Source organism: Actinacidiphila sp. bgisy160 (assembly GCF_965342435.1).
Classification (GTDB): Bacteria; Actinomycetota; Actinomycetes; order Streptomycetales; family Streptomycetaceae; genus Actinacidiphila.
The window spans coordinates 1-15139 of sequence record NZ_CBDRCM010000029.1 but is presented as its reverse complement, the minus strand read 5'-3'; the positions used below and the strand labels follow the sequence as shown (position 1 = coordinate 15139).

At 74.0% G+C, this 15139-nt stretch carries 11 protein-coding genes; 6 read left to right on the top strand and 5 right to left on the bottom strand.

Features of this window, described 5'->3' with window-relative positions:
• The first annotated feature begins 12 nt into the window (after positions 1–12).
• Together ACRWNP_RS22220 and ACRWNP_RS22215 are read left to right on the top strand one after the other, a co-directional pair.
• The gene (locus ACRWNP_RS22220; RefSeq protein WP_431964000.1) at positions 13–1017 is read left to right on the top strand and encodes a hypothetical protein; all 1005 of its coding nucleotides are present in this window, start codon (positions 13–15) and stop codon (positions 1015–1017) included.
• A 19-nt stretch (positions 1018–1036) separates the two neighbouring features.
• The gene (locus ACRWNP_RS22215) at positions 1037–2344 is read left to right on the top strand and encodes an adenylosuccinate synthetase (RefSeq protein ID WP_431963998.1); all 1308 of its coding nucleotides are present in this window, start codon (positions 1037–1039) and stop codon (positions 2342–2344) included.
• Here the strand turns inward: ACRWNP_RS22215 and ACRWNP_RS22210 are convergent.
• On the bottom strand, positions 2275–3696 hold the full coding sequence (locus tag ACRWNP_RS22210; RefSeq protein WP_431963996.1) for a VWA domain-containing protein: 1422 nt from the start codon (positions 3694–3696) through the stop codon (positions 2275–2277). The genes ACRWNP_RS22215 and ACRWNP_RS22210 overlap by 70 nt on opposite strands.
• Positions 3697–3783: 87 nt before the next feature.
• Between ACRWNP_RS22210 and ACRWNP_RS22205 the strand changes: the two genes are divergently transcribed.
• Positions 3784–4293 (top strand): NUDIX domain-containing protein, encoded by a 510-nt coding sequence (locus ACRWNP_RS22205; RefSeq protein WP_431963994.1) that lies wholly within the window; start codon positions 3784–3786, stop codon positions 4291–4293.
• Positions 4294–4311: 18 nt separating this feature from the next.
• Here ACRWNP_RS22205 and ACRWNP_RS22200 read toward each other — a convergent pair whose 3' ends face one another.
• Entirely contained in the window at positions 4312–6675 is a 2364-nt protein-coding gene (locus ACRWNP_RS22200) for a glycoside hydrolase family 31 protein (protein ID WP_431963992.1), read from the bottom strand.
• 220 nt (positions 6676–6895) lie between these two features.
• On the opposite strand from ACRWNP_RS22200, the gene ACRWNP_RS22195 reads away from it, so the two are divergent.
• The gene (locus tag ACRWNP_RS22195; protein ID WP_431963990.1) at positions 6896–8911 is read left to right on the top strand and encodes an acetoacetate--CoA ligase; all 2016 of its coding nucleotides are present in this window, start codon (positions 6896–6898) and stop codon (positions 8909–8911) included.
• 43 nt (positions 8912–8954) lie between these two features.
• Here the strand turns inward: ACRWNP_RS22195 and ACRWNP_RS22190 are convergent, their stop codons facing one another.
• Complete coding sequence (locus ACRWNP_RS22190; RefSeq protein ID WP_431963988.1) at positions 8955–10274, bottom strand: aminotransferase class I/II-fold pyridoxal phosphate-dependent enzyme; 1320 nt, start codon at positions 10272–10274, stop codon at positions 8955–8957.
• Positions 10275–10321: 47 nt separating this feature from the next.
• Between ACRWNP_RS22190 and ACRWNP_RS22185 the strand changes: the two genes are divergently transcribed.
• Both ACRWNP_RS22185 and ACRWNP_RS22180 read left to right on the top strand, forming a co-directional pair.
• A complete protein-coding gene (locus tag ACRWNP_RS22185) occupies positions 10322–11671 on the top strand; it encodes an MFS transporter (RefSeq protein ID WP_431963986.1) in 1350 nt (449 codons plus the stop codon).
• Between the two features lie 31 nt (positions 11672–11702).
• Complete coding sequence (locus ACRWNP_RS22180; protein ID WP_431963984.1) at positions 11703–12635, top strand: hypothetical protein; 933 nt, start codon at positions 11703–11705, stop codon at positions 12633–12635.
• 73 nt (positions 12636–12708) lie between these two features.
• Here ACRWNP_RS22180 and ptsP read toward each other — a convergent pair whose 3' ends face one another.
• Together ptsP and ACRWNP_RS22170 are read right to left on the bottom strand one after the other, a co-directional pair.
• Entirely contained in the window at positions 12709–14379 is a 1671-nt protein-coding gene (gene ptsP / locus ACRWNP_RS22175; RefSeq protein ID WP_431963982.1) for a phosphoenolpyruvate--protein phosphotransferase, read from the bottom strand.
• A gap of 79 nt (positions 14380–14458) precedes the next feature.
• The gene (locus ACRWNP_RS22170; RefSeq protein WP_431963980.1) at positions 14459–14908 is read right to left on the bottom strand and encodes a PTS sugar transporter subunit IIA; all 450 of its coding nucleotides are present in this window, start codon (positions 14906–14908) and stop codon (positions 14459–14461) included.
• Positions 14909–15139: the final 231 nt, after the last annotated feature.

The window sequence follows — 15139 nt, the reverse complement described above, 5'->3', positions numbered from 1 at the left end:
GGGGGAACCACCATGGGCAGCGGAAGCTGGTCCACCAACGTCTACGACGCCGCCGCGCGCTATCGCGCCGCCAGCGGCGCCGGCGCCTTCGCCTACAGTGACCGCGTCACCTCGTCCGCGCCGCGCGGTTCCTGGACCGCGCACCCCTCGCTCGACCCGAAGGGCATCGGCGTCCGCGAGAGCCGCGACTCCGACGAGCACCCCACCTCGCTCGCCATCGCCGTCCTGTTCGACGTCACCGGATCCATGCGCACCGTCCCGCAGGTCCTGCAGACCAAGCTCCCCGAGCTCTTCGGCCTGCTCCTGCGCAAGGGCTACACCGAGCACCCGCAGATCCTCTTCGGCGCGGTCGGCGACGCCACCTGCGACCGGGTCCCGCTCCAGCTGGGTCAGTTCGAGTCTGACAACCGCATGGACGACGACCTCGGCAACATCCTGCTCGAGGGCGGGGGCGGCGGACAGATGACCGAGTCCTACGAGCTCGCCCTGTACGCGATGGCCCGGCACACCTCGCTCGACTGCCACGAGAAGCGCGGCCGCCGCGGCTACCTCTTCCTGATCGGCGACGAGCTGCCCTACGGCAAGGTCAAGGCCCGCGAGGTGCGCGACGTCCTCGGCGAGGACCTCGCCGAGGACATCCCGGTCACGCGGATCGTCGCGGAGCTCAAGCAGAAGTTCGACGTCTACTACATCCTCCCGGCGGGCTCCTCCTACGTCGGCAACACCGAGGTCCTGGGCACCTGGCGGGGACTCCTCGGCCAGAACGTAATCGAGCTCGACGACCTCGACGCCGTCTGCGAGACCATCGCCGTCACCATCGGGCTCGGCGAGGAGGCCATCGACCTCGCCGAGGGCCTCGACGACCTCGCAGACCTCGGCTCCACCGCCACCGGCACCGTCGGCAAGGCCCTGGCCGCCCTCGACCGCGACCGAGCGCCCGTCGCGGTGACGGACACGCCCCTGATCGACGGCTCCGGCGCCGGCGGCGACTCCGCCACCGGCACCACCCGCCTGTAGGCCCTTCCCGGAGGACCCCGTGCACACCATCGTCGTCGACCTCGGCTACGGCGACGCCGGCAAGGGCACCGTCGTGGACCGGCTCTGCGCGAGCGGGCCGGTTCGCGCGGTGGTCCGCTTCAACGGCGGAGCCCAAGCGGCGCACAACGTCGTCACCACCGACGGACGCCACCACACCTTCGCCCAGTTCGGCTCCGGCACCCTCCAGGGCGTCCCCACCCACCTGTCCCGTTTCATGCTGGTGGACCCCCTCGCGCTGGCCGCCGAGGCAGACCACCTCACCACCCTCGGGGTCACCGCCCCGTACGCCTTTCTCAGCGTCGACCGCGCGGCGCGCCTCACCACCCCGTACCACGCCGCCGCCAACCGGCTGCGGGAGCAGGCACGGGGAGCGGCCCGCCATGGTTCGTGCGGCATGGGCATCGGCGAGACCGCCGCCTACGCCCTCGCCCACCCGGAGGAGGCCCCCACCGCGGGGGACTGCGCCTCACGCCCCCGGCTGCTGCGCAAGCTGCGCCTGCTGCGCGACCGCCTGGCCGACGAGTTCGGCCGGCGCCTGCCCGCCCCACCGCCCGAGGACTGCGCCGACGCCCTCACCGCCTTCGCCCGCGCCGTCACCCTCACCGGCGACGGCCACCTCGCCCGCGTCCTGCGCGAGGGCGCGGTCGTCCTCGAGGGCGCCCAGGGCGTGCTCCTGGACGAGTGGCACGGCTTCCACCCGTACACCACCTGGTCCACGACCACCTTCGCCAATGCCGAGACCCTGCTGGCGGAAGCCGGCCGGCAGGCCCGCCGGCTCGGCGTCGTACGGACGTACACCACCCGGCACGGCCCGGGACCGCACGTCACCGAGGACCGGGAACTCGCCCCGCTGCTGCCCGAACCGCACAACGACCACGGCCCCTGGCAGGGTGCCTTCCGCACCGGCCACTTCGACGCCGTCGCCCACCGCTACGCCGTCGAGGCCTGCGGCGGTGTGGACGCCCTCGCCGTCACCCACCTGGACGCGCCCCGCCGCTGCCCGCAGCTGCGGCTGGTCCGCGCGTACGACACCGGCGAGACGCGGCTGCCCACCGCCCCGCCCGGGGACCTCGGCCGCCAGGCCGCCCTCACCGAACGGCTGCTGACGGCCCGCCCGGCCCGCTGGGACGTGCCCGGCCCCGATCCGGGCGCCTGGTCGCAGGCGATCGGCGACGCCCTCGGCGCACCGGTCGTCCTGGAGTCCCACGGCCCGACGGCCGCCGACAAGCGGGAGGTTCAGCGCAGGATCCCGGCCTGCCGCGCGGCCGTCATCCAGGACGGGAACTCGGAGAGGATCCGGTCGTAGAGCTCCGCGTCCGGCACGGTGGCGATGTCGTCGACGGCGAAGAAGCCGACGTTGTCCACGCGCCGGCCCGGCAGGGTGTCGAAGCGCTCCAGCACCCCGTAGTCGGCCCGTCCCAGTCCGACGAACTGCCAGAACACCGGCTCCTCCACCGCCTCCCGCAGCTGCTGCTCGATCTGGGCGTTGCGGTAGACGCCGCCGTCGGAGAAGAACAGCACCAGCGTCGGTGCCGCCGTCGGGTACGCCCGCACGAAGGCCCGGACCTCGGCGATGACCTTCTGCTCCTCGTTCTGGATGCCGACGAACCGCATGTCGACCTGGCCCGGCTGCAGCCCGTGCCGGGGCTTCTTGGGACGGCCGAACAGGCTCAGTTCGCCCACCCGGACGTGCAGCCGCAGCCACAGCGGCAGTTCCGCGATCCGCAGGTCCGGCAGCCGTGCCGAGTGCGAGGCGAAGGTCCACGCCTGCATGTCGCCGTCGTCGTCCAGCTGGGCCGCGACCGCCGCCATGCGCTCGACCACGTCGGCGACGACCCCGCGCGCGTACAGGCCGCTCATCGAGCCCGACGCGTCCAGCACGAGGATCACGCGCGCCACGACGCCCGCCGCACCGTGCTTGCGCAGGCTGACGGCGACCTGCTCCTTGCGCAGGCTCAGCCGCTCGCGCATGTCGGGAGGCAGGTGCTCCTCGCCCTTGGTGAGACGCGTGGCCGGCGGCGGGGGAGGGGCAAGGGGAGGCGGCACCGTCACGGGCAGCGCGGGCCGTGGGCAGGGCGGCGCCGGAGGGGAAGGCGGCGGCGCGGCCGGCGCCACGGGAGGCTGCGGCGCGTCGACGGTGATCCCGAAGTCCGTGGCGAGCCCGGCCAGTCCGGAGGTCCAGCCCTGCCCGACGGCGCGGAACTTCCAGACCCCGCTGCGCCGGTACAGCTCACCGCCGAGGAACGCCGTCTCCGTCGTGGCCGCCATGTCGAACCGCACGATCACGGCCCCGTTGCGCGCGTCCAGCAGCCGCAGCCGCAACCCCGGCACCTGACCGAAGGTGCCGCCGTCCGCGGAGGCGCACAGCACGATCCGCTCCACGGCCGGCTCCACGCGGGCCAGGTCGACGTCGAGGGCGTCCGAGGCCTGCCCGGGTCCCGTCTGCTTCCCGGCGTGCCGCACGGCGCCGGAGGCGTGCGCGGGCTGGTTGTAGAACACGAAGTCGGCGTCGGAGCGCACCCGTCCGTCGCCGCCCAGCAGCAGCGCCGAGGCGTCGACGTCGGGCACGCCGGGACCCGCGGTCCAGTCGAGCACGGCCCGCACGGCGGGCACGGGAACGGGCAGATTGGCGCCTTTTCCGAGGGATTCGGGTGTCACGGCGCCAGTGTGCCCTCTCACCCGCCGCGACGGACAGGGCTCCGCACGACACCCGTGCCCGGCCGGTCAATCCGCTACAGTCCGCGCGTGAGCACTCGCCGCAAGGACCGCCACTGCTCCTACTGCGGTACGGAGTTCGCCCCTGGCGCGGGATGGCCGCGCACCTGCGCCGCCTGCGGTGGCGTCACGTACCGCAATCCGCTCCCCGTCGCTGTCGCCCTGCTGCCCGTGCGCACCGCCGAGGGCACCGGTCTGCTCCTGGTCCGCCGGGCCATCGAGCCGCGGCGGGGACTGCTCGCCCTTCCCGGTGGTTTCGTGGACCTCGGCGAGACGTGGCAGGAGGCCGTGGTACGCGAACTCGACGAGGAGACCGGCATCAAGGCCGCCGCGGGCGACGTACGGCTGGCGGACGCCCTCAGCGGGGACAGCGGGCACCTGCTGGTCTTCGGCCTCCTGCCGGAGCGCGCCGCGCGGGACCTGCCGCCCGCCGTCGCCACCGACGAGACCGACGGCCGGGAGATCCTCCTCGCCCCCGCGGAACTGGCCTTCCCGCTGCACACCGCGGCGGTGCGCAACTGGTTCGGCGGCCGCTACTGAGGCGGCACCGAACGGCCGCTACCCAACCGCGGCGCCACGCACGCGCACCGGGTACCCCACCGCGTCGTGGTCCTCACGCACCACGACGACCTCGCCGTCGGCGATCCGCGAGGTGAAGCGCTCCACCCGCGGGTCGGCCCAGCCGTCCCCGGCGTCGGTGATCAACGTGCCGCCCCCGCCGCGCCCGGGCGCCGGAGCCCACACCTCCAGGGTCACCGTGCCGTCCTCCTCCGCCACCGGCACCACGGCGCCGGCCCTGGCCAGCACCGGGACACGCTCCGGTGGCGCGGGCAACAGCACCTGACCGGGCCCCTGGTACGCCTCCCCGGTCGCGGTGTCGTACCAGCGGCCCCTGGGCAGCCGCACCGCCCGTTCCGTCGCACCCTGCTCCAGCACCGGCGCCACCAGCAGCGCGTCCCCCAGCAGGAAGGCGTCCCCGCACGAGCGCAGTTTGCGGTCCTCCGGATCGCCCCACCACACCGGCCGCACATAGGGCGCGCCCGAACGCCGCGCGGTGTGCGCGAGCGTGTACAGGTAGGGCATCAGCCGCTCCCGTTCGCGCATCGCCGCCCCGGCCGCCTCCAGGACGCGCGGCCCGAACTCCCACGGCTCACGGTGCCCGGCGTCGATCGCCGAATGCGTGCGGAAGAACGGGAGGTACGCGGCCATCTGGAACCAGCGCAGGTAGAGCTCAGGGGACGGGTTCCCGGTGAACCCGCCCACGTCCGGCCCCGAGTACGGCACCCCGCACAGGCCGAGCCCCAGCACCAGCGACAACGACGAACGTAGCCCGGGCCAGCCCGTCGACACGTCGCCCGACCATGTGCCGCCGTACCGCTGCATGCCCGCCCAGCCGGAGCGGGAGAACAGGAACGGCCGGGAGCCGGGCCGCAGTTCGCGCAGCCCCTCGTGGCCGGCCCGGGCCATGGTCAGCCCGTACACGTTGTGCGCCTCGCGGTGATCGCCGCCGCGGCCCTCCAGCGCGTGCCGCGCGGAGCGGGGGAGCGTGGTGTCGCCGAACGCGGCGAAGGACACCGGCTCGTTCATGTCGTGCCACACCCCGGCGAAGCCCTGCGACAGACGCTCCGCGTAGAGGCCGCCCCACCACTTGCGCACCCGCGGGTCGGTGAAGTCCGGGAAGACCGCGTCGCCGGGCCACACCACGCCGTGCACCGTGCGTCCCTGCGCGTCCCGTACGAAGGCGTCGGCCGCGGCCCCGCTGTCGTGGACGGGGTTGCCCGGCTCCAGCTTGACGGCCGGGTCCACGATCGACACCAGGCGCACCCCGTGCCCGCGCAACTCCTCGGCGAGTGCGGGCAGGTCGGGGAAGCGCTCGCGGTCGACGGTGAAGACCCGGTGGCCGTCGAAGTGGTCGATGTCCAGGTGCAGCGCCGACAGCGGCAGTTCCCGCTCACGATAGCCCGCCGCGACCCGGCGCACCTCCGCCGCCGTGCCGAAGCCCCAGCGCGAGTGCTGGTACCCCAGCGCCCAGCGCGGCGGCAGCGCCGGCCGGCCGGTCAGCGCGGTCCAGGAGGAGAGGATCCGCGCGGGCGTGCCGGGGATCACCCAGTAGCGCAGCGGGCCGCCGTCCATCCGTGTCTCGCAGCCGCCGGGGCGGTCGTGGCCGGAACCCGCGCCCTCCTCGCCGTCGCGCAGGGTCACCCGGCCGTCCCAGGTGTTGTCGTGGAAGACCAGATGGCTGCCCGCGTCGGCGACGACCAGCTGCAGCGGCATGGTGATGTACAGCGGATCGGTCTCCGGCTCGAAGGCGCCGCCGGGGTCGGTGTTCCACAGCCGGTACGTGCCCTCGCTCAGCCGCGGCCCCGCGGCGCGCCCGCCGAGCCCGAAGACGGCCGCGTCCGCGGCGGTCTCAGAGCGCTGCACCCAGCGCGGTTCCGCGCCGCCCGCCGGGTTCGCCGTGTTCACCGGGTCCCACCAGCGTGGCGGCAGGTCACGCCGCAGCAGCAGGCCCCCCGGCGTGCGGAACTCGACCGCCCCGTGCCGGGAGACCAGCACCGTGATCCGCTCCGACACCACCCGCCAGCCGTCCTTGTCGGGCTCGATGACCGCCCGTGTGTCGGCGTCGGGGCAACTGCCGTCCAGCGCGTACGACGGCTCCGGCTCGGCGCCGTCCCAGCCGCAGAACACCGCGCCGCCCGCCGCGACCCGCACCCGCAGGGTCGACCGGGCGAAGCGGACCAGCCCGCCGCCCGGCAGCGGATCCGCGCCCTCGGCCGGTCCCGGCACCCGCGCCCGCTCCGGTCCCCGCCGCGGGAGGTCACGTGCGTCGGTGCGTTGCCGGCGCCACGCCGCGCGCACCGCCCTCAGCCCGTTCGCCGATCCGACCTGCCGTACCTGCCGCACCAGGTCCCGAGCATCCATGAGGCCCACCCTTTCTCCGTTCCCGCCCGCCCAGCCGCCGGCCGGCCACCTTCCACCTGGCGGCCCGGCACATGCTTCCACCCCCCAATGTGTGGGGCGTGCCCTGGCGCCTGAGACGATCGCGTGGCATCGTCCTGCCCAGCCGCGACCGGGGACATTCCGCCCGGCCGGGGTCCAGCCGCAGATCACGCAGCGTCGCGTACCGTCCGGGAGCCGCCCCATGAGCACCACACCTGAGCCCACCGCCGACCCGGCGACCGAGCAGCCGCTCTGGCAGCCCGGCCCGGACCGTGTCTCTGGTGCCCAGGTGACGCGCTTCCAGGCCTGGGCGGCGGAGCACCACGGCGCGCCCGCCCCCGACACCGCCGACCCGGTCGCCGGCTACCACGCCCTGCACGCCTGGTCGGTGCGCGAGCCCGAGACCTTCTGGCAATCCGTCGTCGAGTGGTTCGACGTGCGCTTCTCCTCCCCGTACGCGACCGTCCTCGCCGACGCCTCCATGCCCGGCGCGAAGTGGTTCCCCGGGGCCACCCTCAACTACGCCGAGCACGCACTGCGTCCCGCCGGCGACGCGACGCGGGCCGGTGAGCCCGCCCTGCTCCACCTCGACGAGCGCCATGAGACCGGCGCCACGAGCTGGGCCGACCTGCGCCGCCAGGTCGCCTCCCTCGCCCACGAGCTGCGCGCCCTGGGCGTCCGCCCCGGCGACCGGGTCAGCGGCTACCTGCCCAACGTCCCCCAGGCCGTCGTCGCCCTGCTGGCCACCGCCGCCGTCGGCGGCGTGTGGACGTCCTGCGCCCCGGACTTCGGCGCACGCAGCGTGCTGGACCGCTTCCAGCAGGTCGAGCCCGTCGTCCTGTTCACCGTCGACGGCTACCGCTACGGGGGCAAGGAGCACGACCGCACCGGGGTCGTCGCCGAGCTGCGCGCCGAACTGCCCTCGCTGCGCGCCGTCGTGCACATCCCGCTGCTGGGCACGGCGGCCCCCGAGGGCGCCCTGGAGTGGGAGTCCCTGGTCTCCGGCGACCCCGAGCCGGTCTTCGAGCAGGTCCCCTTCGACCACCCGCTGTGGGTGCTCTACTCCTCCGGCACCACCGGCCTGCCCAAGGCCATCGTCCAGTCCCAGGGCGGCATCCTGCTGGAGCACCTCAAGCAGACCGGCCTCCACCTCGACCTCGGGCCGCGGGACCGGTTCTTCTGGTACACCTCCACCGGCTGGATGATGTGGAACTTCCTCGTCGGCGGCCTCCTCGCTGGATCCACGATCGTCCTGTACGACGGCAGTCCCGGCTTCCCCGACACCGGGGCGCAGTGGGGCGTGGCGGAGCGCACCGGCACCACCGTGTTCGGCACCTCCGCCGCGTACGTCATCGCCTGCCGCAAGGCCGGCGTCCACCCCGGCCGCGACCACGACCTGTCGGCCGTCACGTGCGTGGCCACCACCGGCTCCCCGCTCCCGCCGGACGGCTTCCGCTGGATCCACGACGAGGTCAAGGAGGACCTGTGGATCGCCTCCGTCAGCGGTGGCACCGACGTGTGCAGCTGCTTCGCGGGCGGCGTCCCGACCCTTCCGGTGTACATCGGCGAGCTCCAGGCCCCCTGCCTCGGCACCGACCTGCAGGCCTGGGACCCGTACGGAAAGCCCGTCACCGACGAGGTCGGCGAACTGGTCGTCACCAACCCCATGCCGTCGATGCCGGTCCACTTCTGGAACGACCCCGACGGGAGCCGCTACCACGACAGTTACTTCGAGATGTTCCCCGGCGTCTGGCGGCACGGCGACTGGATCACGCTGACCTCGCGCGGCACGGTGGTCATCCACGGCCGTTCCGACTCCACCCTCAACCGCCAGGGCGTCCGCATGGGCTCCGCCGACATCTACGAGGCCGTCGAACGCCTCCCGGAGATCCGCGAGTCGCTGGTCATCGGCATCGAACAGCCCGACGGCGGTTACTGGATGCCCCTGTTCGTGCAGCTCGCCGAGGGCGCGGTGCTCGACGACGCCCTCCGCGACAAGGTCAAGCGCATCATCCGTGAACAGCTCTCCCCCCGACACGTCCCGGACGAGATCATCCCGGTCCCCGGCGTCCCGCACACCCTCACCGGCAAGCGCATCGAGGTCCCGGTGAAGAAGCTGCTGCAGGGCACGCCGCTGGACAAGGCCGTCAACCCGGGCTCCGTCGACAACCTGGAGCTGCTCAGGTTCTACGAGGAGCTGGCCCGCACCCGCGGCTGAGCGCCGCCCCGGGGGGTGAGGCGGGCCCGGGTCCCGGCCCGCCTCACCCCCCGTACGTCGCCCCGAACTCGCCGAGGACGCCCGCGAAGTCGGCGGCCAGCGTGCCCGCCTCCGCGGGCCGCAGCCCCGCGGTCGTGATCCGCACCCCGGGCCCCGCCGCGAGCCGGAACCTCGCCCCCGCGGCCACCCACCACCCGCGCGAGCGCAGTCCGTTCACCACCGCCGCCTCGTCCCGCACGGGCACCCACACGTTCAGCCCGCTCGCCCCGTGCGCCGCGATCCCGCGCGCTCCCAGTTCCGCGACCAGGGCCTCCCGCCGCTGGGCGTACGCGTCCCGCGCCGCCTCCACGAGCAGCCGTGCGGCCGCGTCCGTCATCAGCCGCGCGGCCATCGCCTGCAGCACATGACTGATCCACCCCGAGGTGAGCAGCAGCCGCCCGTCGTGCCGCGCCAGTGTGGTCGGGTCGCAGGCGAGGGCCGCCCACCGCAGGTCCGTGCCCAGGTACTTGGTGACCGTGCGCACCTGCGCCCAGCGCGGCAGCCCTCCTGACGTCAGGCTGTTCAGCGGTACGCCCGCGATCTCCGCGGCGTGGTCGTTCTCGATGACGAGCACGTCGGGCGCCTCCCGCAGCACGGCGAGCAGAGCGTCCCGTCGCCACGGCGAGAAGTACCCGCCGTACGGGTTCTGGGAGCGCGGACTGCACACCACCGCGCGGGCCCCGGCCCGCAGCGCGTCGCGCAGCGCGTCGGGCCGCATGCCCTCGTCGTCCACCGCGACGGGCACCATCCGCAGGCCCAGCGCGGGCACCAGGTCGAGCAGATGGTGGTAGCCCGGGTCCTCCATCGCCACCGCGTCGCCGGGCCGCGACTCGACGGAGAGCAGCCGCCCGACGCAGTCCAGCGCGCTGTGCGCGAACGTCACGTCGTCCGCCGGGACCCCGTCGCGGTCGAACCACATGCGGGTCAGTTCCTCCAGCTCCGGCAGGCGCGGGGCCGAACGGTGCGAGCGCACCCCGGGCGTCACGCGCACCGACGCCGGCAGTTCCGGCAGGAAGGCCGGGTCCGGATGCCCGCCGGTCAGGTCCCGCAGCCCGTCGGGCACCTTCGGCGGTCTCCTGGACGCCACCGCGGGCGCCTGCGCGACGACGGTGCCGCCACGGCCGCGCGTGACGACGATCCCGCGCTGCCGGAGCTCCTTGTAGGCGGTCGCCACCGTGCCGGGACTGACTCCCAGGCGATCGGCCAGCGTCCGCACCGGCGGGAGCGCGGTCCCCGGGGACAACGTCCCGTCGGCCACCCCCCGTTCCACGGACGCGGCAATGCCCTTGGCGCTCGTGCCACTGATCGCATATTGTGCTGCCACATTCGCAAGTCTGTATCAATACAAACTTCGGGTCAAGGGGGCAGTGCATGCGATTCCCTCGCAGCCGCAGCGACATCGAGGATCTCGTACCGGGCGGCCGCGACGGCCGCCGCATGCTCTGGGTGAGCCTCACCGACAAGGCCGGATCCGGTCTCTGGTACGGCACTTCGGCGCTCTACTACACGTACGTCGCCGGCCTGTCCCCGCACGAGATCGGCCTCCTGCTCGGCGTCGCCGGCGCCGTCGGCGTAGCGGGCACCCCCGTCGCGGGCCGGGTCGCGGACCGCGTCCCGCTCACCCGGCTGCTGCCCGCCGTCCACGCCCTGCGCGCCGCGGCCGCCGTCGGCATCCTGCTCACTGGAACCTTCTGGCTGCTCCTGGCCATCGCCGCGCTCGGCAGCCTCGGCGACCGTGCCGCCTCGGTCCTCACCAAGCTGTACGCCGCCCGCGTCGCCGGCCCGGACCGCGTCCGCTACCAGGCCCTCCAGCGCACCGTCGTGAACATCGGCTTCGGCGTCGGCGGGCTTGCCGCCGCCGTCGCCCTGGCCATCGGCACCGGAACCGCGTACCGCACCATGCTCATCGGGGACGCCCTCTCCTTCGCCGGCGCCGCCCTGCTCGTCCTGCGCTGCGGCGAACCACCGTCGCCCGCACGCGTGGTGACCGGCGCGCCCGCCACCACGGGCGGGGAACCGCCCCGGACGAAGACCCCTGCCACCAGCCCGTGGCGCGACCGCGGCTACCTCGCGTACACCGCCACCGAGACCCTGCTCCTCCTCGACGACACCGCGCTCAACGTCGGCCTGCCCCTGTGGATCGCCACCGCGACCGTCGCGCCGCACAGCCTCGTCGCCCTGCTCTTCGTGCTCAACAACGTCCTCGTCGTGCTCTTCCAGGTCCGTCTCAGCCGCCTCGGCGACGAGCCGCGCAGGGCCGCCGCCTCACTGCCGCTGCTCGGCGTCGCCTTCCTCGTCGCGGGAGGGGCCATGGCAGTCTCGGCCGTGGGCTCGGCGGGGGCCGCCGTCGTCGCCCTCGTCGTCGCCGCCACGGCCTTCACCGCCGCGGAGATCGTCCACGCCGCGATCTCCTGGGAGTTGTCCCTCGCCCTCGCGCCCGGCCGGTCCCAGGGCTCGTACCTCGGTGTCCACGGGCTCGCGCAGTCCGCCCAGCGCTCGGCCGGCCCGGTGCTGCTCACCTCCGCAGTCATGGCCGCGGGCCCGCTCGGCTGGCTGGGCCTCGGCGCCGGACTCGCCGCCGTCTCCGTCGGCCAGCGCGCCCTCGTCCGCCGCCGCCTCGACCGGCTGGACGCCGTGGAAGAGCAGGGGGCCGCGGACCTGAAGACCCCCGCCGTCCCCAGCGCGACGGTGACTGTCAGTGGTGGCGATTACGGTGAGTGACAGTTGACCGTCGTACCGAGGGGGAGCCGTCATGGCACACACCAAGCACCGCAAGCAGAGCGCCCGCCCCGCCCGCCGTGCCGCGAGGACCGGCCGCCGCGCCCTGCGCCGCGAGGCACCGACCACCGTCGCCGTCCTCACCGACCCCGCCGACTTCGCCGCCATGCGCGGCTACCGGAGCTTCACCTTCGACGACCACAGGACCTACCTGAGGCAGATCGAGGGCTTGCTGCGCTCCCTCGCCTCCCGCGGCATCCACGCCCGCGTCGGGCCCTTCGACCCCGCCGAGTACGCCGAGTACTGCGCCGACACCGGCCACGACCCCGACAGCTCAGGCTCCCGCACGCGGTACGCCGCCGACGTCACCACGGCCGGACCCACCGTCCCCTACACAGGACAGCCCCTCGAACTCCTCGTCACCGAGCTCGAGTACGAGGCGGGCCGCCAGGCCACCTGGGAACGGGCCTCCGGCATCCTGGCCCGCGCCGGGGACTGCGCCGGCTGCGGCGACGACCTCGCCCGTACGTCCTTCGACCGCGCATCCCAGGCACTGATGCGCCTCCTCGAAGCCGCGGGACCCGGCCACCACCACCTCGTCTGCAGCGTGCCCGCCGAGGGCACCACGCTCCTCGCCGCCATGCACGCCCGCTGCGACGAGCAGGGCATGGTCCACCTCGTCGAGGCCGAGGCCCTGGTCTGCTGCACCGTCCTCGCCGCGGGGATCGCGGAGGACAGCCCCGGAGGCCTGGTACTGCGCAGCGGCACGGGCACCGGACAGCCCCCACCGGACCGTCCGGACGAGGTGCGCGGCTGGACGCTGCGTGACGGCTGGCTCCAACCCCTCACCGAGGCACAGGTCTTCAACGCCTACTGCACCGACGCCGAGTCCGGCGATCCCGTACCGCCCGAGCCCGGCGTCGTCCACCGCCCCGGATTCGTCCTCCCACCACCGGAGGACGGCTGAGCTCCGCGGGGCGCGGGAACGCCCAGGGGCGCCCCACCACCGGTGGGACGCCCCTGGGGAGCACGGGAAGCGATCACTCCCCGGACAGCACCGCCTGCGCCGCGCGCCGCGCCTCGTCCGCCGTGTCCGTCGCCCGGGCGGCCGCCGCCGCCCGCTCGCACTGCGCCAGGGTGTACTTCGCGAGTGTCGCCCGCACGTAGGGAATCGACGCCGCGCCCATCGACAGGCTCGTCACGCCCAGACCTGTCAGCACGCACGCCAGCAGCGGATCGGAGGCCGCCTCACCGCACACACCGCAGCTCTTGCCCTCGGCCCGCGCGGCGTCGGCCGCCGCGGCCACCAGGTCCAGCAGCGCCGGCTGCCACGGATCCTGCAGCCGCGAGACCGAGCCGATCTGGCGGTCCGCCGCGAAGGTGTACTGCGCCAGGTCGTTGGTTCCCAGCGAGAGGAACTCCACCTCCTGCAGGATCGAGCGCGCCCGCAGCGCCGCCGACGGGATCTCGACCATCGCGCCGAACTTCGCGTGCAGCCCGGCCGCCCGGCACGCGTCCGCGAACGCCTTGGCGTCCACGCGGTCCGCCACCATGGGCGCCATGACCTCGAGGTACACCGGCAGTCCCTCGGCGGCCGTGGCGAGCGCCCGCAACTGCGTGTGCAGCACGTCGGGGTGGGCGAGCAGGGTCCGCAGACCGCGCACGCCCAGCGCCGGGTTCGGTTCGTCCGCGGGCGTCAGGAACTCCAGCGGCTTGTCGGCGCCGGCGTCGAGCACCCGGACCACGACCCGCCCTTCGGGGAAGGCCTCCAGCACCTGCCGGTACGCCTCGACCTGCATCTCCTCCGACGGCGCGTTCTTCGAGTCGTCCAGGAAGAGGAACTCCGTGCGGAACAGGCCCACGCCCTCCGCGCCCGCCTTCACGGCGGCCTCGACGTCCGCGGGACCGCCGACGTTCGCCAGCAGTGGCACCTTGTGCCCGTCCGAGGTCGCACCGGGCCCCGAGGTCGCGGCGAGCGCCGCCCTGCGCTCCTCCGCGGCCTTCGCCAGCTCGGCCCGCCGGTCCTTGTCCGGGTCGACGTAGATGTCGCCGGTGCTGCCGTCCACGGCGACGACCGTGCCCTCCACCAGCTCCGTCGCGCCCGGCAGCGCCACCACCGCGGGTACCCCCAGCGCACGCGCGAGGATCGCGCTGTGGCTGGTCGGCCCGCCCTCCTCGGTCACGAAGCCGAGCACCAGCGAGGGGTCCAGCAGCGCGGTGTCGGCCGGCGCCAGGTCGCGCGCGATCAGCACGTACGGCTCGTCGCTGTCCGGGACACCCGGCATCGGCACCCCGAGCAGCCGCGCCACGATCCGGTTGCGGACGTCGTCCAGGTCGGCGACCCGCCCCGCCAGGTACTCGCCCGCGTTGGCGAGCAGGGCCCGGTAGGAGGCGAAGGCGTCGTACACCGCGCGCTCCGCCGAGCTGCCCACCGCGATCCGGCGCTCCACATCGGCCACAAGCTCGGGGTCCTGCGCCATCAGCGCCTGCGCCTCCAGCACCGCCTGCGCCTCGCCACCGGCCAGGTTGCCGCGCGCGATCAGGTCGTTGGCCACCGCCTCGACTGCCTGACGCGCCCGGGCCTGCTCCCGCGGCGCCTCGTCGGCCGGAATCTGCTTGGCCGGGGGCTCGAGAACCGCGGTTCCCATGTGCCGTACCTCGCCGATCGCCACGCCGTGGCTGACACCGACGCCTCGCAGCGTTGTCTCCATCTCACCCGTCTCCGTTGTCGCGGACGCTCGCGACCGCGTTGCCTGTGTGTATGCGTCGGGAGTGGCCTTGCCGGAAAGGCTACGTCCAAGAGAAGAGCGTGGCTCCAGTGGCCACCTCTCCGTCCTCGACGAGGCCGGCCAGGGCCTCGGCCGTCGCCTCCAGAGCCACCACCGGGCACACCGGGGACTTGCCGGCGGCCTCGACCGCCGCGGGGTCCCAGCGCACCATCTTTTGGCCGCGCACGACGGTGTCGCCCTTGTTGACGAGCACCTCGAAGCCCTCGCCGTTCAGCTGCACCGTGTCGATGCCGAGATGGGTCAGCACCCCGTGCCCGTCTGCGTCCACCACGACGAACGCGTGCGCGTGCAGGGACACGACCACCCCGTCCACCGGCGACACGGCCACTGACGGCTCGCGCACGGGGTCGATCGCCGTGCCGGGCCCCACCATGGCACCCGAGAACACGGGGTCGGGCACCGCGGCCAGACCGATGACGCGCCCGGTCAGGGGCGACGAGACAGTCGTCATGATGAAGCCTCCAAGCAAGTGGTCCAGACCACTCAAGTCTGCCACCCCCTCAAGGCCCGGCACACCACGGCACCGCACGCAACCCCGATTTGCTCCGACCGGGCTCCTCCAGTACGTTGGGTTAACCCCGCGACGAGAACGCCACGGAGACGTGCGTCCTCACGATGGGTCGGTAAATCCGGCGGAAAGCATCTGCTAAAGTCGGGGAGCGCGAAAGCCGAAAGGCCGAAA